The following is a 23,558-nucleotide window of genomic DNA, read 5'->3' as shown; positions in this document are numbered from 1 at the left end:
AAAGGATTCAAATTTTATTTTACCCTTTTTTTCTAACTATTTGTCAAAAGTCAACAAGTTAGGATGGAGTTTTCGTAAATACGATAAATTTACCTTACTATTACCTTTGTTGATCCATTCATAGACCTTAGCTATTTCCTCGTCTTGTTTACGCAATTGTTCAATCGGAAATTGCTTATAGATAATCTTTTTTCCAGATACCCGGGAAATAGCTGCTGCAATATTTGGCGGAGTTACGGAATCACTTGCCAATGAAAAAGTTTTTCCCAAGTACACTGTAGCACCTAAGACCAAAATAGTTTTATCTGAATTTCTCATCTGAGCTCCTTCTTTCTTGTGTTTATCTCATCTCCTTTGATGATAAGTCAAATGATATACTTTAGTAAGAACGCACTTTTTTTGGTATAAACTCGGAGAATAGAGTTACTGATAAATAGTAAGTAGGTGGGAAAACTGAGGAAAAAAGATATGCACCCCTGTGCAATTCCAATTCAGGCAGCTTTAGAAGTGATCAATGGAAAATGGTCCTATTTTGTCATTGCTCAATTGTGTGTTAAAGCACAGTGTTTCAATCAACTACGAAGAAATATAGGCAATATAAGCATAAAATCGTTAACCGATACGCTTCGCCATCTAGAAAAAATAGAAGTTGTCCATCGAGAAGTATATCCTACTGTTCCCGTAACGGTAGAATATTCACTTACCCAAAAAGGAAGAGAATACAGAACTATTTTAGTACAAATGGGGGTTTGGGGTGAAAAATGGGGTATTGTGAATTTGGAGGAAGAGGAAGTGAAAGTTAGATGAGGGTGATCATTACAGGTGCAACGGGCATGGTGGGGGAAGGAGTGCTGCACGAATGCTTGTCACATAAAGAAGTGGATCATGTGTTAGTCCTCAATCGAAGACCGTGTGGGGTAAGTCATCCAAAATTAGAAGAGATCATCCAACCTGATTTTTTTGATTTGTCAGCGGTAAAAGATCAATTTGTTCACTATGATGCTTGTTTCTATTGTCTGGGTGTGTCGTCTTTTGGTATGAAAGAAACAGAGTACGCCCATTTGACGTATGATTTGACGATGTACATCGCAAATCTCTTCGTTAAACAAAATCCAAATATGGTTTTTTGTTACGTTTCTGGTTCAGGGACGGACAGTTCAGAAACGGGTAGAAGTATGTGGGCAAGAGTAAAAGGGAAAACAGAGAATGATTTGATGAAGTTACCTTTTCGGCAGACTTATTTGTTTCGGGCTGGGTATATGCAACCTATCAAAGGATTAAAAAATACAAAAAAATGGTATCATCTGTTTGCGTGGATGTATCCTATATGGAAACGAATTTTCCCCATGTATGTATCTACCCTTAGTGAAGTTGGACTAGCGATGATTCATTGTGTCCAAAAGGGATATCCTAATCCCATTTTGGAAGTAAAAGATATTGTGAAATTAGCCAAAGAGTGAGGCCTATGCTTCACTCTTTTTTACTGATTTAAAATGCTTTCCTCTAACATGCTTTCTTTATCTCCATAGACGCGAATAATGTGCTGTTCTCCCCAAGCGCATAATGAATTCAATATTGCTTCTAAACTATGACCATAGTCACTTAGTTCATATTCGACTTTTGGAGGGACTTGTTGATAAACAATTCGCTTGATGACTTCATCTTCTTCTAATTCTCTGAGCTGTTGGATGAGCATTTTCTGGGTGATGGCAGGCATCAACTTTTTGAGCTCACTAGTTCGTTTCTTGCCCCGCATTAAATGGCAAAGAATGACACATTTCCATTTTCCCCCGATTACCTCTAGAGCTGCTTCAACGGAGACATTGTATTTCTTTTTTAGCATTTTTCTCTCTCCTCCTCTATTACTTGAAAGTTACTACATTACTTTTTGGTGACTATATCACAATAAAGTGCGTACTTCCCGATTGCTCTTTTATCCCTCATAATATCATCTTGTGATCGACAAAAAAACACATTTTTGTTGTATGATTTCCGTTCATCTATCAGATCATACAACTAGGATGTTAGGGGGGAATAGTAGTGACGATGCAAGGAAAAAGAAGTTCATTAGCACTGCTTGCACTAGCGATAAGTGCATTTGCGATCGGAACTACGGAATTTATCAGTGTAGGGCTATTACCACTTATTTCATCTGATTTAAAAATACCGGTCACCACAGCTGGTTTGACCGTTTCCTTATATGCTTTAGGTGTCATGATTGGAGCGCCTGTTCTCACATCATTGACATCACGAATGTCGCGAAAATCGCTTCTGCTATGGATAATGATAATATTTATCATCGGAAATAGTATTGCTGCAGCAGCAACGAATATCGGCATATTGTTACTTGCTCGTGTGGTGTCTGCTTTAGCCCATGGTGTCTTTATGTCCATTGGTTCTACGATTGCGGCCGATCTGGTACCGGAAGATCGAAGGGCAAGTGCGATCTCTATGATGTTTACAGGATTGACAGTGGCTACCGTGACAGGTGTACCGTTTGGAACTTTTCTTGGTCAGCAACTAGGCTGGAGAATTGCCTTTGTAGCGATTGTAATCGTAGGGATTGTAGCATTGATTGCTACGATATTCCTTATTCCATCTGATTTGCGCAAAGGCAAGCCAACGAGTTGGAAAGACCAAGCAAAATTAATTACCAATGGTCGACTTCTCTTGATTTTTATCATTACTGCTTTAGGTTATGGAGGTACATTTGTTGTATTTACGTATCTGTCTCCATTACTTCAAGAGTTATCTGGATTTAAAGCATCTACAGTTACGATTATATTGCTTGTTTATGGTATCGCCATTGCGATTGGAAATACGATCGGTGGAAAATTGGCAAATAAAAAGCCTGTCCAAGCATTATTTTTTATGTTTTTGGTGCAAGCTATTGTATTATTTGTGTTTACTTTCACTGCACCATTTCCGATTGCATCACTTGTAACGGTGTTCTTTTTGGGACTGTTCGCTTTTATGAATGTTCCAGGACTACAGGTGTATGTGGTTATGCTTGCAGAGCGTTTTGTGCCAAGTGCAGTGGATGTAGCTTCGGCTATTAACATTGCGGCCTTTAACGCTGGTATTGCTTTGGGATCGTATATTGGAGGATGGATTACTGACCAAATGGGATTGATTCATACTCCATGGGTTGGTGGTCTCATGGTAGTTGTAGCAATCGTTTTGACAGCTTGGAGCTGGAGCTTGGAAAAAGGCGATTCATCTTATAGTGAAGGAGTTAGGAAAAGTGCCTAATCATTTACAAGATACAACAACATTAAACAATGGGGTAAAAATGCCCTGGCTGGGACTTGGTGTATTCCAAGTAGAAGAAGGTCCGGAGTTAGTACATGCAGTGAAGACTGCAATTGTTCATGGTTATCGCAGTATTGATACTGCTGCAATTTATGCAAACGAAGAAGGAGTCGGACAAGGAATAAAAGAAGGATTGGAAGCTGCAAATATTTCCCGTAAAGATTTATTTGTGACCTCAAAAGTGTGGAATGCCGATCTTGGATATGAAGAGACATCAGCTGCTTTTGAAACGAGTTTAAAAAAGTTGAATTTGGATTACTTGGATCTCTATTTGATTCACTGGCCTGTGGAAGGCAAGTATCAAGCAGCTTGGAAAGCGATGGAGAAATTATATCACCAAAGAAAAATTCGAGCGATTGGTGTGAGTAATTTTCAAGTCCATCACCTAGAAAACTTGATGGAAAAGGCGGAGGTAAAACCAGTTATCAACCAGGTGGAGTTTCATCCTAGGCTTACACAAAAAGAGTTACGAGCATACTGCGAGGAACATGATATTCAATTAGAAGCATGGTCTCCATTGATGCAAGGGCAGTTATTAAACAATGAAGTACTCCAAGAAATAGGTGAAAAATACAATAAATCCACTGCACAAGTAATCATCCGATGGGATCTGCAAAATAAAGTAGTGACCATACCCAAATCTACAAAAGAACATCGGATTATCGAAAATGCTTCGGTTTTTGATTTTGAGTTGACAGAAGATGAGATGGAACGGATCAGTGGGTTAAATCAAGATTTACGTGTAGGTCCAGACCCAGATAACTTTGATTTTTAATGGTTAGCAAAGTACTCCTTATCAATAAAGGAGTACTTTTTTTGTGTTAACCTTCGTAAAATCATTCGCATTAAATTGGTATTTTTAGAGATATCACTTTGGAAGTTGCTTGTTTTCTTCCAAAATCAGATTTCATTGACAAAGAAAAAGAGGTGAATGATGGCTTTATATGAGAAAAAATAGTAAAATACAAAATGTTAGTTCTTTTCCTGAAAAGGAGATTATATAAAATGTTAAAAAATCATGGCAAAAATCACAGAGAAGTAGAATTATCTCATGGAAAGCTTCATATCTTTGCCAATGATGAAGTTTTCGCATCGCTTGAAGACAAAGTGTATCATATGGCGGATAATAATTTGCAAATACCGCGAAATGTACACATGAGTTACACCCCTGATGCCCATGTGGGAATCGGAACATGTATCGGAACAACAGCCGTGTGGAATATGCGAGATGGATTTGTCTCACCATCCATTGTGGGCTCGGATATCGGTTGTGGAATGCGTGTTCATTTGACCCCATTGAAAAAAGAAGATATTCAAGATAAAAAACTACGAAGAGAACTAATAAAATCGATTGAAAAATTTGTGCCAGCCAACGAAAGGTCGGCATCTCATTATAAAAATATTCGGGTGGAAAAGATCGTTTCCGAAGGTTTGCATGGTTTGCCGCCTGAGTATATACCAGATCGTTATACCCCAAAACAACGTAAATCGATGACTCATGTTGAACATGCTAAGTTTGAATTTAACACTGATTTCTTAGAACATATCCCAGATAAAATGTGGAGCCGCGCTTGGCAGCAAGTGGGAACACTTGGTGGAGGTAAAAGGATTGCCTCCCTAGCACAGTAATGTATTAGTTAAAAACTCGTCCAAAACGGGAAACCCTGAGATGGGAATTCCGTGGGAAGCGGTAATACGCCCCGTAGAGAGCAGAGGGACTTGGGCATCCTACTAGCTTATGCTAGGGATGAAGGTGTGCTCCGAACTACAGGGAAAAAGAACCTGTAGAGGTTGACAGAAATGATCAACCCGTTGCGATATGTTTCGTGATTAGTAACAAATGAATCATTTTATTGAAATCCAAGCAATCCACATTCGGGAAGAAAATCGAGAAATTGCGGGAAAATGGGGACTGGAAGATGGACAAGTTGTTATCATGATCCATTCTGGTTCAAGAGCTTGGGGAGGAATGATGGGACCCAAGTATTCCAAAGATTTTAAAGCAGCGATGAGCAGATGGGGCGTTGGAACCCCTGATCCAAACCTCGTTTATGCGCCGATTGATTCCGATCAAGGGCAACAATACATTAACCTGATGTATTCGGCCTTAAATTTTGCGGTTGTGAATCGCCATATGCTTGCTTACGGCGTGCGGGAAGGCTTTAAAGAAGTGTTCGGATCAGATTTCGAATCGCCTGTATTGTATGATTTGATGCATAACTATGCGTTGAAAGAATTTCACCGCAATCAACCGATGCTCGTTCACCGGAAAGGAACGACCAGGGCTCTGCCTGCTGGACACTTCTTAAATACAGAAGCTTATAAAGAGACTGGGCACCCAGCACTCATCCCTGGATCGATGGGTACTTCATCGTATATCATGGTAGGAGCAAAAGGCGGAGAGAAAAACTTCTATTCTATCTGTCATGGTGCTGGACGTGTTCGTTCCAGACGTGCTACCAAAGAGTTGATCACTATTGACGAATTTGCTGAGTCAATGAAAGTAGGTACAGATGAAGAAGTATTAGTCAATCAACGTACATTGCAAAGTATTCTTGATGAATGTCCACAAGCGTACAAAGATGTCGATCAAATCATTGATTCGATCGAAGGAGCAGGGCTAGCTTCTGTTGTCGCAGAATGCAAACCACTAGCAGTCATCAAAGGAGTATAATAGTGAGAAATCCCCTTCATTGATCGATGCAATGAAGGGGATTTTAAAATAATAATTTATATTTCTTGGTCCAATTCAAGTGAATTCGTTTTTGCTTCTTGTATAAAAGCTTTCACAGCAGGAGAGGCATTTTTTAGAGATCGTACTGCCAAGCCAATTGGACGATATACGGCTGGGGTTAATGGAATGGCACATAACCCTGATAAAGGTTTCGGTAAGGCCATTTCCGGTATGACCGTAATTCCTAATCTTTCTCGAACCATGGCAATAATCGTATTGTTATCTAGTATCTCAAACTCTGTATTTGGACTTACTTTACTAGAGCGAAAGAAAGCTTTTACCTGTGCGTCACATCCTGCTTTTGGCATAATAAATGGATTGCTGCATAACTGTGCTGCACAAAGCTCTGTTTCTTTCGACAAAGGATGATCTACTGGCAAGAGTGCAAATAAATGATCTGTCAGCAGCGAAATGGTTTCCAAATCTTTATTCGGTAAGACGACAAATCCTAAATCAACAGTACCCATTGCTATCCAAGAATGAATGGCATTATAGCCTCCTTCTTGGATTTCGACTTTAATTCCTGGATATATGGATCGAAAAGAACGGATAAGTTTGGGGAGTAGGTTTGCTGAGACACTAGGAAAACAACCGATTTTCACCATTCCGGTTTTCAAACCATTTAGTGCTGCCACCTCTTGTTCCATATGTTCCACATGACGAAGGATTTCTCGGATATGGGAAAGTAATCTCTTTCCAGTATCCGTTAAAGATATCCCATTACGACTCCTTATCAACAAGGAAAGCCCCAAATCCGCTTCTAATCCTGCAAAGGTATGGCTTACCCCAGACTGTGTTAAATTAAGGGACTCCGCTGCACGGGTAAAACTTCCTGTCTCGATGACTTTCATAAATACTTCCAGCTGCAATAGTGTCATCGGGTTCACTCCATACATGAGATAAAACTCATATTTACGATTAATAAGATTCATTGTACTAATCATAGATTATCTTGTAAACTTTCTTTAACAACGAGAAAAGGATGAGGAAATGATGAGAAATATTTCCGTTTATCATGTGGACGCTTTTACCAATGTTCCTTTTGGAGGAAATCCAGCAGGAGTTGTACCCAAGGCAGATGGACTGACGGAAAAAGAGATGAAAAACATATCAAGAGAGCTTAACCTGTCGGAGACAGCATTTCTCTTTTCCACTGATCAGCCCGGGATCGATTTCCGTGTTCGTTATTTTACTCCTACAGATGAAATTGATTTTTGTGGCCATGCTACGATTGGTCTGTCTTGGTTACTAGCTACAAAGTATGGATGGAAAGATAAATCAGACAAAATTGTATTGGAAACTAATATAGGAGTAATTCCTGTAGAATTTACGAAAGAAAAGGAAGAACTCACTGCTGTGACAATGACACAAGTTCCTCCTAAACTTCAAAATGTCCAAATAGATGTGAAGGAGATCGTCCGGGTAGTTGGCATTTCAACAGAGGCTTTGGATCAGAGGTATCCAATAAAACTAGCATATACAGGGAACTGGCATCTTATCGTTCCTGTTAAGTCTCAAAAGGATATTGAAACTGCTCAACCACTGCTGGATGAACTCAAAAAATTAAACCAGTCACAAAAGGCCAGCACGACCCATTTGTTTACTTTTGATACAGTGGAACAAGGTTATGATTTGTACACACGTGATTTTGCTCCGGCAGTTGGTATTCCGGAGGATCCTGTTACTGGTGCGGCAAATGGAGCACTTGCCGGATATCTTTTGTTAGAAGGGATTCTCTCGTTCGATCAAATGCAAAATCTCAAAATTGCTCAAGGCCATGCAATTGGTCGACCCGGGACTTTGTTTATTTCCGTTATGAGAGGGACGTCTGAGTTGGAACCTGTCATTCAAGTGGGAGGATCAGCTGTTGTTGTGATAGAGGGAACTTTGCAGTTACATGAGAAGTAAAATTAAGAGCTTTCTAGTATCTAAAATATGACTTGAAATGGTGAACTGCACCTCAGTTGTTAGGTATATCTAACAACTGAGGTGTAGTTTATCTAATAATAGATACCTTATATCCATTAAGGGAAGCAAATTTTGAAGCCGCTTGTATCTTTAGCATATATTCCACAACCTGCCGTTTATCCCGGTACTGATCAATCTGGGAAATGCCAGTGAGAAGAAAAACAAGAAGGGCCGTGCTACCAAGTGTGGTTTGGTTACCGGTTTCATGCTTCTCTGTGGCGGCTGGGTTGTGTGTTTGATTGTCATGGTGATCAGCATCTACCGGCTTTTCGCCTGACAAACGCCCGAGTTGCGGATTCTTCGGAACCGCGGCTCGAGCGATGCTTTTTCATATGACAGATTGTCGCCTCTATAGTTAATCTACTTGTAAAATAATTTTCCCTCTTACCCGACGACTTTCACTGAGCACATGTGCTTTTGCTGCGTCTTTCAGTTGAAAAATTTGTTCGATTTTTACTTTTATTTGTTCTTCGTCTATCAGCTTTGTAATTTGATTGAGTTTGGCTGTTTCCGCTTCAAACAAACTCATAGGCTGTATATTTAAAGAACGCTTTTGAACAATGGGAGAATCATAATTTCCCCAAGTGGAAGAAGTCAAGGTTCCATTTGGTTTGAGTACTTGTAATAACTTACTTCCATCTTCTCCTCCTACTGTGTCCATTATCAAATCGGCAGTTTGATCCATTTCTGCAAAAGAAGTTTTGGTGTAATCGATGAATACATCTACTCCTAAACTACGCAAAAAGGATTCATTTTTACCAGATGCTACTCCAATAACTTTGGCTCCTTTTGCTTTTGCCATCTGTACAGCAAAGTGGCCAACACCACCTGAAGCTCCATTAATAAGCACGGTTTGACCGGATTGTAAGTTACCTTGGTCAAATAGGCTATGCCAAGCTGTCAATGCGGACATCGGTACTCCTGCGGCTTCTGCATGAGGTAGTATTTTTGGTTTTGGTGCAATATGCGTTTGGGGTGCAATGGTAAACTCTGCATAAGCTCCAGGGATCATGCCGTAAACAGCATCGCCGCGTTTAAAATCGTATACTTCACTACCTACTTCTTCTACGATTCCAGATACGTCATATCCAAGTGTATAAGGCAGTGGGAAATTTTTTTTGAATTCTTCTCTTTGCTCGACAGGTACATTTGTCAAACCAGAACGAATTTGCCAATCGCCAGGGTTCACACCGGCTGTTTGGATACGGATGAGTACTTCGTTTTTGGAAATAGCGGGGATTGAGATATTTTCATACTTTAATACTTCTGGTCCTCCGAACTCATGTATCCGAATAGCTTTCATTTCGTTTGTATTTTGATTTACCATCACAATCTTCCTTTTCTTATTAGATAAAAAACAGATGTTGTGTAACAATAACTTGTTAAGAAAATGTTATGATGAAGCATCAATGCTTTCAATCGCTAAACTTATAGATTTGTTCGTTATTCAACACTTGCAAAAAAATGTTGAAGAAGGAAGATAAAATATGGAACAAAAGTTAGATCGCCGTGTTCGGAAATCAGTTCGCCTCTTGAAACAGGCGTTTTTAGAATTAATGGAGGAAAAAGGATTTGAAGCGATGACCGTTCAAGATATCGCTGATCGAGCGGATGTAAATCGAGGGACTTTTTATACCCATTTTTCTGATAAATATATGTTATTGGAGACGATCATTCGAGAACAATTTCAACACCATTTAGCTGAAGAATTAGCACCAGATGCTAATTGGGGATTGGAAAATCTCAAAATCCTCATCCAAATGACATTAAAATATTTTAAAGTCCATCTGTACTGCCGTCCAACGGAAACGATGAACCCACTGTTTGAAAGAGCGGTACAGGAAGAGTTGTACGACATATTGCTCAACTGGCTGGAGCAAATTCCAACTCCAAAAAACGGATGGAAAGTTCCGATAAAAACGATGATTTGGATGATGAGCTGGACCATATTTGGGGTAGCAGCGGATTGGAGTAAAGGGAAAGAAACATATTCTGAAGACGAAATGGCGGCTTATATTTTGACGATGGTAACAGAAGGAATAGAAGTACAATAAGGCAGCTCCCCCTGCGGACGTTATCTGAAGTCCACAGGGGGAGACGGAACTAGCGAATGGATTCCGCTAGTTCATGAGACCGGCTCTCACGAGAGCCTCTCGTATCTTTATTATTTCTCCACGGTACGCGCTGGTCAGGAGGTGCTGGATGATGCTTTTCAGCACGGGATCTTCACTGAGGTATACCTCACGCAGATCTCCATTGGCGTCACTGGGAGCCTCCAGTCCCAAGTTGGGGCTGGAGTTCTTCTGCTGGCACTTCTCCTCGATGAAGGCGATGACCTTGATCCATTCCTCCTCCGGAAGTTCTTCGATCAAGTGAGGATTGCTCACGAAGTAGTCGACCCTCTCGTTGATCGTTCGCCTGCGCAGAAGTTCTGCAATATGTGACACTTGTCCTCCGTTCGGGGGTGAGCAGTGCTTTTTTATTATAGATGAAATTTAGAATTTTAGCTATAGATAATAAAAAACTAGGATTTTTATCCTAGTTTTTCTATGTGAATACGTATAGGCATTCCATATTTCTCTGCTATGCGTTGCACTTGGATAGCGAATTTTTGACCGATGTCTGGTCGAACCATCTGCACATAACTCACATAGCCATTGATATATTCCCAGAAGTGAGGATGGTTTCGATGGTTTTCTTGTTCTAAACCATGGTGTTCTACATTATGTAATAAGGCACGAAAACTTCGGATATCTTTACGGGTAAGGTTGGCTTTTTCATTGACGACGATTCCAGTGACACGCTGCCGGCGTCCTGCACGGAGAACTCGCGTTTTTTCTTCGTTGATAACAAACCCTTCAAAGTCGACAATACTGCGTACACTGCTCATCAGTGAACCGATTTGCTGTAATGCTTCTCCATTCCCAGAGAAGGTGAGGTCGTCTGCATAACGAGTGTAGGTGAACCCTTTTTCCTTCGCTGATTGGCTTAGTTTTTCATCTAGCCTTCTGCATAATAAGTTGGTGAGAGACGGGCTTGTACAAGCGCCTTGTGGTAATTGCCGTTCATTGATGGCTATATAATACATTTTTCCATTGAATGTTACTTCTTGACGTGGAGGCTCCGTACAGATCAAAGCAAATAAAGTGCTGATTGCACGGCTGTAGCCAAAGGACTCAAACAAACCACGTACCCGTACAAACGAGATAGATGGGAAGAAGTCTTTTAAATCAAATTTGACCACTGCATCTTTACCAATATGAGATTTGGCATTGTCAACTGTACTTTTTCCAGTTACAAAGCCATGTGCGGCAGCATGAACCGCTAACTTATCCAAGATGTTTGTTTTTATCCAAGCTTGTGCAGAACGCAGTTTTGATTTTGGAGCTGAAATTTCCCGTTTTCCACCGCTTTTTTTCGGAATGGTAAAGTGTTGATAGTGATTGATGGTTGCAGTGTTCCGATGATATGTCAGCCATTTTAATTTGGATAAGGTGATACTCATATCATTCGCTAGTTGCAAGGCAGAGCGGATGAGCGGCAATTGGTACTGCATCATTTTTTGTTCATTTACTTCAGTGGAAGCAAGCCCGGCAGATACACCATCGCCAGCATGGATCACATGATTCTCACGATATACTCTCCACTTTTCTTTCGCTTCTGCCTGTGCTATTTTCCGGGCAGCTTTGCGTTCGGCTCGTCGTTTTTTGCTTTCTTCCATCCGGTGTTTTCTCGCTTCTTTTAACAAGAAGTCAATATCTTTTAGTTGTTTAGATTTTTTTTGTAATTCTTGTAATTCTTTCCGAACCTCTTTGTATTCTTCATCTTCCTTAGCTTGTTGTTCGTGCTCTTCCTCACTTAAATTCGGTGCTTCCCAAAAGCCAAGGCGAATCATTTCACTGCGTATCGTTTCTGCTTTACCTTCTGTACGAATTTTGCTAATCCATTCTTCTCTTGTCAATACTTTATTTTCTTCTGACATACAGTCCCCTCCTTTCCTAAATGGTTTGATGGATGTGTATCAAGGCCAACATATGCTCACATGGTCCCTGCATGAGCCGATTTTGTTTGTAAAAATAACAGGAACATTGCGCTGTTGAAACGCGGCCATCTTTATCAAGTTGTACCTGTATTTTATGTTTTTCACTTGTGCCTTCAAGATTCCAACCATTTGTCTGTTCAGAGCGTTTTTTCAGTACTACTTTGTTTTGTCTTACTAGTTCTTGAGCCAATTCTTCTCTTGGATTGGTGTAAGATAGTTGATCCATTGGTAAGGGTTCACGGGTAAGTTCACGAAGGCGATACTTGCCGATTTCCAAATCAAACATGACTCTGCCTGCACTACAGAGTTGTCTTAAAGCTGCTTGTACGACTTCAATCGGTAAATGAGTCCAACTTGCTAATTCTGTATCTGTTGCAGTCTTCTTTAATTTCAGTCCTGAAAAAACAAGGGAGGACTGACTAGGTGTTGCTTTTCCTCCTGTTCCGACTAACAGATCAAAGTTTCCGGCGTTGGCCCAATCGTTGCGAGTCCAACCAGATAAACCTAATGTAAAACTTAAATTCCCCATGTCTACTACATAAAAACTAGGCATGCCTGTTCCTAGTAAATGAACCGTAATTCGATCTGCAAGCGGCAGAAGTCTTTCCAAAAGAAACAGCCTTCTGCGACCCCATGTACGAATTTCTTGGGCTGTTTCTCCTAGATATACAGAACCAGCAAAGGTAATGGACTCATTCCATGGCTCAATAATTAACTCCACTGGTGCTCCAGGTTTTAGTTTGTATTTTAAAGAGCGCGGGCTGTCTTTTTCTTTGTGCTTACGAAGAAAGTTACATATGTTATAGAGATCAATCGGTTTTAACTCAAAGGAACTGGTAGGCATACTCATAGCTGATTGAACTTGCAAAAAGCCACGAATCCAACTAGTTGGGACATCAATTTTTTTCTCTTTGTATACTTCTCTACCTTCAGTCGCAACTTCAAATCCAGTAGGATCGACTTGAAATTCCGTAGGGCGGTAAGTTCGAATTCGTTTTAATTCTGCTAGTAGATTATCCGAAAAATCAATATTGGTCGTCCCATATTGAAAGTCTTTTACATCTGTGAAAAGTTCTTCATGCACAGCTAATCTCCCGTAAGAAGACTCATCCAGCGAGAATGCTTCAAAGAAAACTTGATCTGGGGCAACAGTGATAACAGGATCTAATACAAACCAAGCATCTTTATCGTTTTGATACAGCCAATTAAAGTATTCACGTTGGGATTTATAGTAATCACCCATTCTGGCGGTACGGAGTTTGTTTAGCTCATTCATACGCTTTTGCAATTGTTGAATACGAATAGATAAGTCTGCTTTTTCACCTAAAATACCAGCGATATCCAATAAATATTGTTGTTTCACCCACTCTTGATAAGCAGTGTTATCTTTTGGTTTATAGTTGAGATCAGACACGACTACATCACGCAAGGCGATCATGGCATCACGATAACGGATGGGGTCTGCGATCTTTCCACGAAAAAACGTAGGTTCTCTTCCTAAATCAGGTGCAAAATTGACCAATGTGTTTCCACCAGCATGACTGACACCGCTGGATGAAGCGTAGGTTTGTTGAAATAACATGCCAATTCCTCCTTATCTGAGTTGTATAGGGGACTCTATTTCTGGGTAGAGAGTTTTTATTTGCGTAAGCATAAATAAAATTTGTTCAAAATCTCGTTTTCCGCCTATGTGAGCGATGTCTGATAAAAGAGGAACAATTCTCTCAGCAGTGTCACGGTCTCTTTTTCCTAATTGAAACAATAGATTTAAGGTCATCTGCTTGGCTTTTCTAGCTTGATGGACTTTAAATAAGATCGTTCGGAAGAACAACTCCAATTTTGTAATGTTATCTAAGTTCCATTCAATTTTTTCTGCGAGCGACAGTGCATATTCCTGAACGAATAAATCGGTACTCTCACTGGCGCGAAGTAATAATTCGGCTATGTCCAAGTCGGAAAAATGGATTTCTACCATTTCCATTCCAAATGCTTGTACATCTTGGCGAGCACTGTCGATTAATCCGTAGATCAAAGTTGGGGTAAATTGTTCAACAGAAAGTGTCCGAATATAAGCAAATCCCCAATTTCTTGTATCATCCCAATGTGTTTCGACAAGATTGACCAGCCATTCGTCTGTAATCTGATCTTTTACTTGAATGATCATATTTCGAGCTTCGCTTCTACACAGTGCGATCTGATTGTGTGCCAATTGGAGTAACTGATCGAAGCTGAATTGATCTACTGCTGGTTTTTTGACGGCAAATATTCTCGCACCTAACTCTTGGTAACTCGTATCGGAATGATCGAGCAATTCTAGTACTTGATCCAATGGCGTATCTGTAAGTTCAGCTAAAAATAGTGTTCCAAGTAGATCATTTAAAATATAGTTTCTGCTGATTTCAGGAAGTTCATTTTGCATCATTTCTTCCCACAGTGCATCGAGAAACTTAGAGAGAATGGGAATGAGCCAATGCATTCGATCGACGAAAAATGGTGTGAGAAATACTTGGTTATCCTCATAGGGAATGGTGCACCATTTCACTAAAAATGCTGGTGTACAAGAGAGCGACATGTAATCATTATGTAAAATAGTTCGTGCCGTCACGCGAATAGATGCTGTTTCATTTTCCAAGAAAGGAAGCAAGTCATCTGCGGTATAGGCATTTTGATCTTTTCGGATAATGGGAAGAAGCAAGGAAACAAATCGCTGGATGGTGGTTTGCCCTGCATGTTTCAATAAAGAAGCAACCTTAGAAAGTGTTAGCTTTTCAGCGAGTACATCGCGTAAGTGATTTTCAAAAATATCCAGCCATTCACTGACATAAGGTTCATTAGGATATTTCGTTATTTTTCCTAAACATATGTTTATCAGTTTTGTTTTTGTCTCATCAGACCATGTAGCTGAATGCTGCTTTAAAAAATCATTTGCCAAGGTGCGGATTTTGCTGTTTGGATGGGTGGATAAAGACATCCAGCGTTTTAAATCTGGATGATGTTTGTCCAAACGGTTCAATATCTCTCGAATTGCAAATTCTTGGCGATAGGAGTCGGTGGATTGCAGCAATTGATCAATAATTGCATCCGATAACTGAGCGACAAAAGCAGGGTTTCCAAGGCGTAAAGCCCTACCAGCAAAGTGAATGACAGGAGGTGCTTCTGCTTTTATCAACAGCATAAATAACTCATCTGGATGTTGATCCCATAGCTCAGGAAATGCTTCTTCGCGTTCCTCTGGTTCTTCCAAGTAGGCATTTGGTGTTGCTTGCCAAGTAGAGCTGCTATAGGTAAACCGTGTACTGTGGTGATAAAGAAGATGATTTAGAACCCAGTTTTCTTTGTAGGACTCAACATATTTGATTTGATCAGTACTTGGAAGTTCTAGACGAATTTGTTTTGCATCGTGCTTAGAATATTGCAGCAGCACCTCGGTAGCAAAATGAATATAGTCTTTCACGTTATGTTTTCCTAAGTTTCGTAAGGTGCGCCATGTTCTTTTTGCTAAATAGCTTCTTGTTTTTGGGGAATAAGCAAGTTTTGTCTCTGTTTTTTGTGTTTGTTGAGTAGGTGAGGAAATACGCACATAGTAATCTCGATCTTTCTCAAAACGATATGCCAGTCGAGATAAAATCTCTATATCTTGCTTTCTTTCTGCTAGTTTAAAGATAGCTTTTAAATAGCGCAGATAGTTTTTGTTGAGAGCGCTGTAGAGATACTTATTATTTCGGTAATTGTAATAATAGTAACCGATATATACACCTGCTTCGTTAGTGTATCGGTTGAATTCTTGATAGTTATAGTATTGGAGTAATTTTTTCAATCCTTCTCTCGCCAGTGGGTGATCAGTTAAATAGAGAGTCCAAATCCAAGATCTGTCCCGTTTCAGGACCTGATGCATATTGATGTAATCATAACGCTGTGTTTTTTCATTCCATATGTACTGACTTTCTAAAAGAATAGCGAATTTGATCAGTTGATCGCTAAAATTTGGGTCATTTTTGATCAGTAATATTTGTAGGTCTGCTGGAAGTGAGGCGAGAGGCTGTTCGGCTTCCCACCAAGCTACATGATTCTGAAGTTGATCCCATTCTTGTTTGAATGTAGCATCCTCTTTTTTGCGGATCTGTTTTTTTAGCACAAGCTCGCTCCTTTCTATTGTAGATAAGGATGAGTTTTACCTTATCTAGCTGGACACTAGGTTGTAAGTTTATACCTTAAATAAATATAAAACCTGACCCATTGAAAGGTCAGGTCATATCACAATGGTTTCGATGCTGAAACATATGCTAAAAATGATGATTATAAATAAATATATATGATTTTGGAGAATTCCGTCAAGAATGAACCGAAAATATATTCGCAATAGTTTGGGGTGGATCTAAATAGGATGAACAAGAAAATGGTATATGGAAACTCATGTCATCTTTTTTACCTGTGTAGGTGTCAATGAAGTGGTCATAATAGCTTCTCTTGATAAATTTTCTTGTGATTTGATTTTTTTATATCTTCTTTACATAAATTTATTTTTAATAGTAATAAATATCAATATATTAGAGTGTGCAATATGTTAATAATATATATAATTAACTTTATATTAAGAAAGGGGTAGTTTAAATGAGTGTTCTTATTTTAAACAGATTTCCGTATATTTGGAATACTTATAATAATTTTAATGAAATTTCAAATAAGGTTGTTTTTATTAGCGATCAAAAAGTAATGGAGCCATATTTTGTAGATTCATTTGCACACTATGAAGAATTTACTAGCTTTCATAACAATGATGCTGTTTCTTTGCGTGCAATTGATTTGCATGCAACATACCAATTTGAACATATTGTTGCTGTATCAGAGTATGATTTGGTTCGAGCAGCTGAATTAAGAGAACATCTAGGAATTGATGGTCAAAAGGTACACAGTGCAATACAATTTCGCAATAAAATTAGAATGAAAGAAGCCCTGAGAGCGAAATGTCAAAAAATCCGTATTCCAATATTTAAACAAGTGGAAGATATCTTTGATCTCCTTCATTTTATTGATGAAGTTGGCTATCCCATTATTTTGAAGCCGATTGATGGTGCAGGAGCTACAGGAATCACTGTACTACACAACGAGACGGATCTTTTGGAGTTTGCAAAGAGTGGTCTTCATCACAAAATGGACGCAGAACAATTTTTTGAAGGAGAAGAATATCATATTGATGGTGTTATTGAGGATAATGAATTGAAGTTGATATGTGCTTCAAAATATTTAGAGCCAATGTTTCATTATCAGAATCAAACATTCATTTCTGGCAGTTATATGATGCACAATGATAATCCATATAAAAATCAAATAGAAGAAGCGATGGCAGAAGTCATTCGAATATTGGATTTTCCTTCTCATGCAGTATTTCATGGAGAATGTTTGGTAACCTCGACAGGAGAAATTATTTTTATTGAAATTGCATGTCGACCCGGCGGCGGACGTATATCAAAAACAATGGAAGTGGCTTATGGAAAAGATTTATTGCTTGTATCTGCAGAGTTGCAAGCTGGTATTGCTTTTGGGCAAAATTTGCTCGGACAAGCTCCCGCCCGACTGAGTGGTTCAGTGCAGGCGTTGTCAAAAGAGGGGGAATTGGTATCTTTCCCTAAGTGTGAACCGCCAGATTGGGTTTATGAATATATACAAGATGTACCAGAAGGGACATCTTTCAGTGATCCCAAAAATAGTTGTGATTCAGTAGCTTCTTTTGTAGTAATTGGAGAAACAGAAGAAGAAGTAAGGACACGATTACAAAACGTTCTGAAATGGTTTGACACAAATACAATATGGATGGCAGCTGGAAATAGATCAGAAGGAGAAACGAACGAATGACCATACTAATCCTTGAAAATCTACCTTATACCGCCTGTCCCTTAAAACAAGTATTCTCCACTACAACAGAAGAATTAGTCGTTTTGGCCTCTGATCATGTTAAGCATACGTTTGATAGAAAGGATTATCACCATATTGAATTTTTTCCAAATTATATTTCAAACGACCAAGTTATTCTTCGTGCCATTGAATTACATCAGACCTATCATTTTACTTCCGTTATCGCTTTACAAGAATATGATCTAGTAAGAGCAGCAAAACTGAGAGAATATTTAGGTATTCAAGGGCAAAGCGTTGCAAGTGCGATGGAATTTCGCAACAAATGGATCATGAAGCAAAAATTACGAGAGAATGATATTCCAGTTGCAGAGATGACCTTAGCACAAACCGGATTAGATATTTCCCGATTTGCCGATCAGTATGATTATCCGATCGTAGTCAAACCCATTGACGGTCTTGGTTCAGTTTCGACTTATGTTTTGCATCATCGGCAAGAACTAGAAAATTTTTTAGCAAACGAACAACTTTCGGAAGTATTAGTTGAGAAATATATTGATGGGGAATATTTTCATATTGATGGTTGGGTGGAAGACGGGGTCATTCAATTAACTACTGTGTCCAAATATTACAATGCACCACTTGCTTCGAGTTCGATGACATATCTAGGAAGTACGATGTTACATCCTCAAAATCCTTTGAGCCGGCGACTTTCCGCAGGAACCAGAAAAGTATTGGAGATTTTAGACACACCAGCAAATACCACATTTCATGCGGAATGGTTTCATACTCCGAATGATCAAATTATTTTTGGGGAGATTGGCAGCAGGACAGGTGGTGCAAAAGTATCTGACACACATAAACTTGCATACGATGTGTCATTGTTTGATATTCATGCTCAAATTTCTGTTGGACTTCCAGGTCCAGTATTGAAGGAAGAAGTGAAAATGAATCCCTCCCATTTAGCTGGATGGTTATTGGTGAACACTAAATATGGATTATTACATGTGAACTCTACCTTGTTTCCAGAATGGGTGAAAGTGGCCCAAATTACTGGAGAAGATGGAAAGTCATATGATCAAGCGCAATTAAGTGTCGATTCCATCGCTCAATTTGCTTTTGTAGGGAGGAATGAAGAAGAATTGTCGCAGCGGTTGAATCAGCTTATTTCTATTGTTGATGAGACATTTCAATGGGAGAACTAAATATACGCAAAATCCCTGTTTCCAGCAGGGATTTTGTTGAAAAAAATATAAAAATTTGAATCGCAGTATTAGGAATAGTTTGAGATAATTTGTTCAGGTGACTAATTGCTGCTTTATATATAGGAACCAAAAAAACCTAGCCAAATGAATTAGCTAGGTTTTAAAAAGTTATCTACGAAAACACCTTGATCTGGTAACGCCACTGAGCTAGCCCCCGTGGTGGGGGGTCGATTGTGGTAGCGGCTACGCCTACTTAGGCGGCCACAATCACCCCCCACCACGGTAGGGCTAGTATAGTAACGCGGGACCGGATGAAGTATGGGAATCTTACACGCAGATACGGCGTAACACCGTACACAAGAAAGCTAGATAACTTTTAGGTATATGTACACTGTTTGGAATACTAAAAAAATAGTAACATAGAATGTATGTTTTTGCAAATGAAAATATTATGTAGATAAATGCGATGCAAGTAGTGGGAAATGCTTCCACCCCGCTATATAACTAATAAATATTCGTTTTCGAAGCATCATTAAAATAAAATGAAAAAAAGAGTTGACAACAAACCTCATTACAGGTTAAGATAGATCTCGTTCCTGACAAAATCAAAGTGTTTTGGAGAGATGTCCGAGCTGGCCGAAGGAGCACGATTGGAAATCGTGTATACGTCACAAGCGTATCGAGGGTTCGAATCCCTCTCTCTCCGCCATCTTATACATAGATGGCTCGATAGCTCAGTCGGTAGAGCAGAGGACTGAAAATCCTCGTGTCGGCGGTTCGATTCCGTCTCGAGCCACCATTTGAATGTTTTTGAATATGCTGAAATAGCTCAGCTGGTAGAGCAACTGACTTGTAATCAGTAGGTCGCGGGTTCGAATCCTGCTTTCAGCACCACATATCATCATAGCCACCAATCCATTGTTGGTGGCTATGTTATAGGGGCGTAGTTTAATGGTAGAACAGAGGTCTCCAAAACCTCCAGTGTGGGTTCAATTCCTACCGCCCCTGCCAATACAAAAAGCCACTCTGCTTCTTGATGACAGGGTGGCTTTTTTCTGCATGAAAGACAGCTTAGTGACAAGTAATATCTTTTGTGGCGAACCTCTAGAGAAGTTATCTCTAGAGAAAATGGTTTGCGCTTTTTTATAGTTGGATTGTTTTCAACTTATATGTGTAACCCTTCCACTCGATTCACAATCTCTCTGGCCCTGTCTATCCATTTTTGATCAATGGGATGATCTTCTGCTGGGATAGGAGTTGTAAACTGATTCATCATTCCGCTAAAAACACCAGAATCCCCAGTAGGATCACTAGATTCATCTGTGCGAAATTCATGTTTGATTACAAATGGTTTTCCGATTCGAACGAGAGTATCTGGATCTCCGATATCACCTCGCACCGCAAATACAGGAATGCGAAGAAAATACCGGTTTCCATGTTCTTCTTCCCAGTCCAATGGTTTGTCGAAATAACCATGATCATATGCATAGCCGCCGCCTATGTGGAAATCTTCCTCTTCCAACTGATCAGAGAGACTGGCGAATTGTGTTTGTTTGTCTTCGATGGTAGATTCAATTGGTATCATGCTGGACATCCTTTTTTGTTATAGTGTTTGAGGTTTTAGGATTTCTCATTCATCCGAAATAATACAGCGATGAACAATAAAAGTTTAAACATGGCTTTGGGTGGAGTTCAAAATTTTATTATTGACTTTTGGTGGGATTATGTTAGAATATTCAAGTGTCACAAGATTGAGTGTTATGGCGGCATAGCCAAGTGGTAAGGCAGAGGTCTGCAAAACCTTTACCCCCGGTTCAAATCCGGGTGCCGCCTCCATTAAAAACTTTTTGTATAATTCCGCTTGCTTATGCGGGTGTGGCGGAATTGGCAGACGCGCAAGATTCAGGTTCTTGTGGTCATGATGACCGTGGAGGTTCAAATCCTCTCATCCGCACCAAAAAAGTGCTTGACTTTTATGTGTGAAAGAGTTATGATGGATTTCGTTGTTGCAAAATGAATACGGGCTCTTAGCTCAACTGGATAGAGTGTCTGACTACGGATCAGAAGGTTAGGGGTTCGACTCCTCTAGGGCCCGCCATTTTTTCAACAATGAATGATAACGTCTTGCAAAATGAATATGGGCTCTTAGCTCAACTGGATAGAGTGTCTGACTACGGATCAGAAGGTTAGGGGTTCGACTCCTCTAGGGCCCGCCAAACAAAAAGATGAAAGCACATGCTTTCATCTTTTTTGATCTTTCATGCAAGTTGTTAAATATAGTTACTATAAAATTTTGAATCCATTCTTTCAGTTTAATAGAATGGGAAAATGCAGTCCACTAGAGGAGTTATTTTCTTTGGAGAATTTCCCATTCTTTTTGATATTGTTCTGCAAGATTACATTTATTAGAAATGTACTTGCGCAAAGTGGCTGAATATTTATTTTTAAAAGTAGCATTGGATGGGTTAAATTCATATTCTGTTTTTGAATCTTCCATTTCTTTGAAGTAAGTATCACAAGCCAATCTTTTACTATAGGACGAATTTATATTGGTTAAAATAATAAAGTTATCTTCTGCACCGGGAATATACTTGATCATAAATCTTTCACCTTGGTTGGGATAGATATAACCATTCTCAGGGGCTGGATAAATGTTAAAGGCTGTGCTCTCAAATGTTGTTTGGATCGTTTTATTTGCTGTTGTAAGAATCAACAAGTAATAACGTTCAATTGGAATATCATTGTAAGTACTATTTGTCATTTCTGTTTTAGTTACCACTGCCTCAGCTATTTTCCCATTTTTATTCAAAAATACATTATTTAAATCGGTTCCCCAGATCACATTTACAATACCAATTAAGAAAAATAGAACAGAAATGACGACTCCAACAGTGCCCCGCTTGGAGTATTTAAATAATAAGGGAAGTACTATCCCGACGAAGATAAATCCAAAAAGTAAAAAAAATCGATAAGCCACCAAAAAATGAATAATATTTGAGAGAAAGCTCATGTTTCCACACCCTTGTTGTCTGTGTTAGACCAATAAAAAATTGGACTCATCATAAATATAATTTTATTTATTATTAAATTCAATTTTTTATTATTTATATATTTCAATTTTTCATATACATAATTTTTGTATTTGATAAGTCCTAAATTATTTGTAAAAAAGACTTATATTGCGATAATTTCGTTTCCGGCAAATAGACACAAAAAAACAGAGGAGTGACCTCTGTTAAAATGTTTTCTCGATAATTCCACCGCCAAGGCATCGTTCTTTGTCGTAAAAGACAACAGATTGTCCGGGTGTCACGGCCCGCTCTTTTTCGGCATAGTGTACGGTGACAGTGCCGTCACTGTTTGGGGTGACGGTCACAGGTACATCTACTTGGCGGTAGCGAAACTTCGCTGTACAGGTGAAGGGTTCTTGCGGCTGTTCTGCTTGTAACCAGTTGAGATGGCTGGCGGTAAGCCCTGCGGAAAACAGCGCTTCATTATTGTGTCCTTGGGCAACATATAGAATGTTGTTTTTAACGTCTTTTTTTGCTACAAACCATGGTTCCCCTGTACCCGTTTCTGATCCTCCGATACGAAGTCCTTGACGTTGTCCGAGCGTATAGTACATCAATCCATCGTGTTCTCCAATTCGTTTGCCATCCATAGTGTGGATTTCCCCGGGTTTTGCAGGCAAGTATTGGCTGAGGAATTGTCGAAAGTTCTTTTCTCCAATAAAACAAATGCCTGTACTATCTTTTTTCTTAGCAGTTGCTAATCCGGCCTCTTCTGCTATTTTTCGAACTTCTGCTTTTTGTAAGTGTCCTATTGGGAAAAGAACGTGATCGAGCTGTGCACGATGCACCGCATATAAAAAATATGATTGATCTTTTGTAGGGTCTATACCTCGTAATAAAGTAGAGCCTTGTTCACTATGTTCTACCCTTGCATAGTGTCCAGTTGCGATGTAATCTGCGCCTAACTGCTTTGCTTTTTCTTGAAAATCGCCAAATTTGATTTCTCGATTACACATCACATCTGGGTTAGGTGTTCTGCCTGCTTTATATTCATCGAGAAAATATTGGAATACTTTATCTGCGTACTCTTTCTCGAAATTAACGGAGTAATAAGGGATTCCGATTTGAGTAGCCACTCTGCGTACATCTTCGAAATCCTCTGTAGCAGTACAGTGACCAAATTCGTCTGTGTCGTCCCAGTTTTTCATAAACAAACCGACGACATCATATCCTTGTTGTTTGAGCAGGTATGCTGTCACAGAAGAATCTACTCCTCCTGACATTCCTACTACAACACGTATTTTCCTTTTATCCATTTGGTCATCACACATTCTATTTGTTAGTTTTTCTCATTATAAGGCATGTTGCTCTTTCGCGCAAAAATGTGACCATAACAGGTAATCACGCTAAGGATGGTTGTCAAAGCGCAAGTGATC

20 protein-coding genes, 8 tRNA genes and 1 pseudogene are annotated in these 23,558 nt (G+C 39.4%); 18 read left to right on the top strand and 11 right to left on the bottom strand.

The features are described 5' to 3' along the window. Positions 1-36: 36 nt before the first annotated feature. Positions 37-318, bottom strand: a complete 282-nt coding sequence (locus tag AC5WOE_RS03095) for a hypothetical protein (RefSeq protein ID WP_496051884.1) — start codon at positions 316-318, stop codon at positions 37-39. 150 nt (positions 319-468) lie between these two features. On the opposite strand from AC5WOE_RS03095, the gene AC5WOE_RS03090 reads away from it, so the two are divergent. Together AC5WOE_RS03090 and AC5WOE_RS03085 are read left to right on the top strand one after the other, a co-directional pair. Continuing rightward, complete coding sequence (locus tag AC5WOE_RS03090; RefSeq protein ID WP_496048521.1) at positions 469-807, top strand: winged helix-turn-helix transcriptional regulator; 339 nt, start codon at positions 469-471, stop codon at positions 805-807. Continuing rightward, entirely contained in the window at positions 804-1,460 is a 657-nt protein-coding gene (locus tag AC5WOE_RS03085; RefSeq protein ID WP_496051883.1) for an NAD-dependent epimerase/dehydratase family protein, read from the top strand. Before AC5WOE_RS03090 ends, AC5WOE_RS03085 begins: the two co-directional genes overlap by 4 nt. 20 nt (positions 1,461-1,480) lie before the next feature. Here AC5WOE_RS03085 and AC5WOE_RS03080 read toward each other — a convergent pair whose 3' ends face one another. Continuing rightward, positions 1,481-1,843 carry a winged helix-turn-helix transcriptional regulator gene (locus AC5WOE_RS03080; RefSeq protein ID WP_496051882.1) on the bottom strand — a complete coding sequence of 121 codons (363 nt, stop codon included), beginning with the start codon at positions 1,841-1,843 and terminating at the stop codon, positions 1,481-1,483. A 203-nt stretch (positions 1,844-2,046) separates the two neighbouring features. Between AC5WOE_RS03080 and AC5WOE_RS03075 the strand changes: the two genes are divergently transcribed. The 4 genes and pseudogenes from AC5WOE_RS03075 to AC5WOE_RS03060 all read left to right on the top strand — a co-directional run. Continuing rightward, entirely contained in the window at positions 2,047-3,252 is a 1,206-nt protein-coding gene (locus tag AC5WOE_RS03075; protein WP_496052040.1) for an MFS transporter, read from the top strand. After that, on the top strand, positions 3,245-4,087 hold the full coding sequence (locus AC5WOE_RS03070; RefSeq protein WP_496051881.1) for an aldo/keto reductase: 843 nt from the start codon (positions 3,245-3,247) through the stop codon (positions 4,085-4,087). Before AC5WOE_RS03075 ends, AC5WOE_RS03070 begins: the two co-directional genes overlap by 8 nt. A gap of 230 nt (positions 4,088-4,317) precedes the next feature. Next, positions 4,318-4,941 carry an RtcB family protein gene (locus tag AC5WOE_RS03065; RefSeq protein ID WP_496048516.1) on the top strand — a complete coding sequence of 208 codons (624 nt, stop codon included), beginning with the start codon at positions 4,318-4,320 and terminating at the stop codon, positions 4,939-4,941. A 214-nt stretch (positions 4,942-5,155) separates the two neighbouring features. Continuing rightward, a pseudogene (locus tag AC5WOE_RS03060) lies at positions 5,156-5,986 on the top strand (RtcB family protein); the annotation flags it as partial. A 56-nt stretch (positions 5,987-6,042) separates the two neighbouring features. Here AC5WOE_RS03060 and AC5WOE_RS03055 read toward each other — a convergent pair. After that, positions 6,043-6,924, bottom strand: coding sequence for a LysR family transcriptional regulator (locus AC5WOE_RS03055; RefSeq protein ID WP_496051880.1), 882 nt, complete (start codon positions 6,922-6,924; stop codon positions 6,043-6,045). Between the two features lie 115 nt (positions 6,925-7,039). Here AC5WOE_RS03055 and AC5WOE_RS03050 point away from each other — a divergent pair, with 115 nt between their 5' ends. After that, positions 7,040-7,954 carry a PhzF family phenazine biosynthesis protein gene (locus tag AC5WOE_RS03050; RefSeq protein ID WP_496051879.1) on the top strand — a complete coding sequence of 305 codons (915 nt, stop codon included), beginning with the start codon at positions 7,040-7,042 and terminating at the stop codon, positions 7,952-7,954. Between the two features lie 415 nt (positions 7,955-8,369). Here AC5WOE_RS03050 and AC5WOE_RS03045 read toward each other — a convergent pair whose 3' ends face one another. Further along, a complete protein-coding gene (locus AC5WOE_RS03045) occupies positions 8,370-9,341 on the bottom strand; it encodes an NADP-dependent oxidoreductase (protein WP_496051878.1) in 972 nt (323 codons plus the stop codon). Positions 9,342-9,501: 160 nt separating this feature from the next. Here AC5WOE_RS03045 and AC5WOE_RS03040 point away from each other — a divergent pair, with 160 nt between their 5' ends. Continuing rightward, a complete protein-coding gene (locus tag AC5WOE_RS03040; protein WP_496048513.1) occupies positions 9,502-10,068 on the top strand; it encodes a TetR/AcrR family transcriptional regulator in 567 nt (188 codons plus the stop codon). Between the two features lie 66 nt (positions 10,069-10,134). On the opposite strand, the gene AC5WOE_RS03035 is transcribed toward AC5WOE_RS03040, so the two are convergent. The 4 genes from AC5WOE_RS03035 to AC5WOE_RS03020 all read right to left on the bottom strand — a co-directional run bounded on the left by AC5WOE_RS03035 (position 10,135) and on the right by AC5WOE_RS03020 (position 16,191). Then, positions 10,135-10,461 carry a hypothetical protein gene (locus AC5WOE_RS03035; protein ID WP_496048512.1) on the bottom strand — a complete coding sequence of 109 codons (327 nt, stop codon included), beginning with the start codon at positions 10,459-10,461 and terminating at the stop codon, positions 10,135-10,137. 86 nt (positions 10,462-10,547) lie between these two features. Continuing rightward, complete coding sequence (locus AC5WOE_RS03030; protein ID WP_496048511.1) at positions 10,548-11,996, bottom strand: reverse transcriptase family protein; 1,449 nt, start codon at positions 11,994-11,996, stop codon at positions 10,548-10,550. A gap of 16 nt (positions 11,997-12,012) precedes the next feature. After that, a complete protein-coding gene (locus tag AC5WOE_RS03025; protein ID WP_496048510.1) occupies positions 12,013-13,638 on the bottom strand; it encodes an SWIM zinc finger family protein in 1,626 nt (541 codons plus the stop codon). Between the two features lie 12 nt (positions 13,639-13,650). Next, a complete protein-coding gene (locus AC5WOE_RS03020; RefSeq protein ID WP_496048509.1) occupies positions 13,651-16,191 on the bottom strand; it encodes a hypothetical protein in 2,541 nt (846 codons plus the stop codon). 476 nt (positions 16,192-16,667) lie between these two features. Between AC5WOE_RS03020 and AC5WOE_RS03015 the strand changes: the two genes are divergently transcribed. The 6 genes from AC5WOE_RS03015 to AC5WOE_RS02990 all read left to right on the top strand — a co-directional run bounded on the left by AC5WOE_RS03015 (position 16,668) and on the right by AC5WOE_RS02990 (position 20,122). Then, positions 16,668-17,909, top strand: coding sequence for an ATP-grasp domain-containing protein (locus AC5WOE_RS03015; protein WP_496048508.1), 1,242 nt, complete (start codon positions 16,668-16,670; stop codon positions 17,907-17,909). After that, positions 17,906-19,111, top strand: a complete 1,206-nt coding sequence (locus tag AC5WOE_RS03010) for an ATP-grasp domain-containing protein (RefSeq protein ID WP_496048507.1) — start codon at positions 17,906-17,908, stop codon at positions 19,109-19,111. Before AC5WOE_RS03015 ends, AC5WOE_RS03010 begins: the two co-directional genes overlap by 4 nt. Positions 19,112-19,728: 617 nt before the next feature. Then, positions 19,729-19,820 (top strand) — tRNA-Ser (locus AC5WOE_RS03005). A 14-nt stretch (positions 19,821-19,834) separates the two neighbouring features. Next, a tRNA-Phe gene (locus AC5WOE_RS03000) sits at positions 19,835-19,910 on the top strand. A 19-nt stretch (positions 19,911-19,929) separates the two neighbouring features. Beyond that, positions 19,930-20,005, top strand: a tRNA-Thr gene (locus tag AC5WOE_RS02995). A 43-nt stretch (positions 20,006-20,048) separates the two neighbouring features. Next, positions 20,049-20,122: transfer RNA gene (locus AC5WOE_RS02990), tRNA-Trp, on the top strand. A 154-nt stretch (positions 20,123-20,276) separates the two neighbouring features. On the opposite strand, the gene AC5WOE_RS02985 is transcribed toward AC5WOE_RS02990, so the two are convergent. Then, positions 20,277-20,696, bottom strand: coding sequence for a YugN family protein (locus AC5WOE_RS02985; protein WP_496048506.1), 420 nt, complete (start codon positions 20,694-20,696; stop codon positions 20,277-20,279). 177 nt (positions 20,697-20,873) lie between these two features. Here AC5WOE_RS02985 and AC5WOE_RS02980 point away from each other — a divergent pair. The 4 genes from AC5WOE_RS02980 (at position 20,874) to AC5WOE_RS02965 (ending at position 21,327) form a co-directional block, all read left to right on the top strand. Further along, positions 20,874-20,947, top strand: a tRNA-Cys gene (locus AC5WOE_RS02980). Between the two features lie 33 nt (positions 20,948-20,980). Further along, positions 20,981-21,068, top strand: a tRNA-Leu gene (locus AC5WOE_RS02975). A 64-nt stretch (positions 21,069-21,132) separates the two neighbouring features. Beyond that, positions 21,133-21,209, top strand: a tRNA-Arg gene (locus AC5WOE_RS02970). A 41-nt stretch (positions 21,210-21,250) separates the two neighbouring features. Continuing rightward, a tRNA-Arg gene (locus tag AC5WOE_RS02965) sits at positions 21,251-21,327 on the top strand. Between the two features lie 131 nt (positions 21,328-21,458). On the opposite strand, the gene AC5WOE_RS02960 is transcribed toward AC5WOE_RS02965, so the two are convergent. Then, complete coding sequence (locus tag AC5WOE_RS02960) at positions 21,459-22,121, bottom strand: hypothetical protein (protein WP_496048505.1); 663 nt, start codon at positions 22,119-22,121, stop codon at positions 21,459-21,461. Between the two features lie 225 nt (positions 22,122-22,346). Next, positions 22,347-23,438: a tRNA 2-thiouridine(34) synthase MnmA gene (gene mnmA, locus AC5WOE_RS02955; protein ID WP_496048504.1), complete on the bottom strand. Its 1,092-nt coding sequence runs from the start codon at positions 23,436-23,438 to the stop codon at positions 22,347-22,349. Positions 23,439-23,558: the final 120 nt, after the last annotated feature.

It is taken from the genome of Shimazuella sp. NTD248 (assembly GCF_059510395.1).
The sequence above is the reverse complement of the archived record's forward strand: the minus strand, read 5'-3'. Positions and strand labels throughout refer to the sequence as shown.

Bases quoted from the DNA above. Each gene is read 5' to 3' on its own strand.
- AC5WOE_RS03095 (WP_496051884.1), bottom strand. From the start codon at position 318: ATGAGAAATTCAGATAAAACTATTTTGGTCTTAGGTGCTACAGTGTAC.
- AC5WOE_RS03090 (WP_496048521.1), top strand. From the start codon at position 469: ATGCACCCCTGTGCAATTCCAATTCAGGCAGCTTTAGAAGTGATCAAT.
- AC5WOE_RS03085 (WP_496051883.1), top strand. From the start codon at position 804: ATGAGGGTGATCATTACAGGTGCAACGGGCATGGTGGGGGAAGGAGTG.
- AC5WOE_RS03080 (WP_496051882.1), bottom strand. From the start codon at position 1,843: ATGCTAAAAAAGAAATACAATGTCTCCGTTGAAGCAGCTCTAGAGGTA.
- AC5WOE_RS03075 (WP_496052040.1), top strand. From the start codon at position 2,047: ATGCAAGGAAAAAGAAGTTCATTAGCACTGCTTGCACTAGCGATAAGT.
- AC5WOE_RS03065 (WP_496048516.1), top strand. From the start codon at position 4,318: ATGTTAAAAAATCATGGCAAAAATCACAGAGAAGTAGAATTATCTCAT.
- AC5WOE_RS03055 (WP_496051880.1), bottom strand. From the start codon at position 6,924: ATGACACTATTGCAGCTGGAAGTATTTATGAAAGTCATCGAGACAGGA.
- AC5WOE_RS03050 (WP_496051879.1), top strand. From the start codon at position 7,040: ATGAGAAATATTTCCGTTTATCATGTGGACGCTTTTACCAATGTTCCT.
- AC5WOE_RS03045 (WP_496051878.1), bottom strand. From the start codon at position 9,341: ATGGTAAATCAAAATACAAACGAAATGAAAGCTATTCGGATACATGAG.
- AC5WOE_RS03040 (WP_496048513.1), top strand. From the start codon at position 9,502: ATGGAACAAAAGTTAGATCGCCGTGTTCGGAAATCAGTTCGCCTCTTG.
- AC5WOE_RS03030 (WP_496048511.1), bottom strand. From the start codon at position 11,996: ATGTCAGAAGAAAATAAAGTATTGACAAGAGAAGAATGGATTAGCAAA.
- AC5WOE_RS03025 (WP_496048510.1), bottom strand. From the start codon at position 13,638: ATGTTATTTCAACAAACCTACGCTTCATCCAGCGGTGTCAGTCATGCT.
- AC5WOE_RS03015 (WP_496048508.1), top strand. From the start codon at position 16,668: ATGAGTGTTCTTATTTTAAACAGATTTCCGTATATTTGGAATACTTAT.
- AC5WOE_RS03010 (WP_496048507.1), top strand. From the start codon at position 17,906: ATGACCATACTAATCCTTGAAAATCTACCTTATACCGCCTGTCCCTTA.
- AC5WOE_RS02985 (WP_496048506.1), bottom strand. From the start codon at position 20,696: ATGATACCAATTGAATCTACCATCGAAGACAAACAAACACAATTCGCC.
- AC5WOE_RS02960 (WP_496048505.1), bottom strand. From the start codon at position 22,121: ATGAGCTTTCTCTCAAATATTATTCATTTTTTGGTGGCTTATCGATTT.
- mnmA (WP_496048504.1), bottom strand. From the start codon at position 23,438: ATGGATAAAAGGAAAATACGTGTTGTAGTAGGAATGTCAGGAGGAGTA.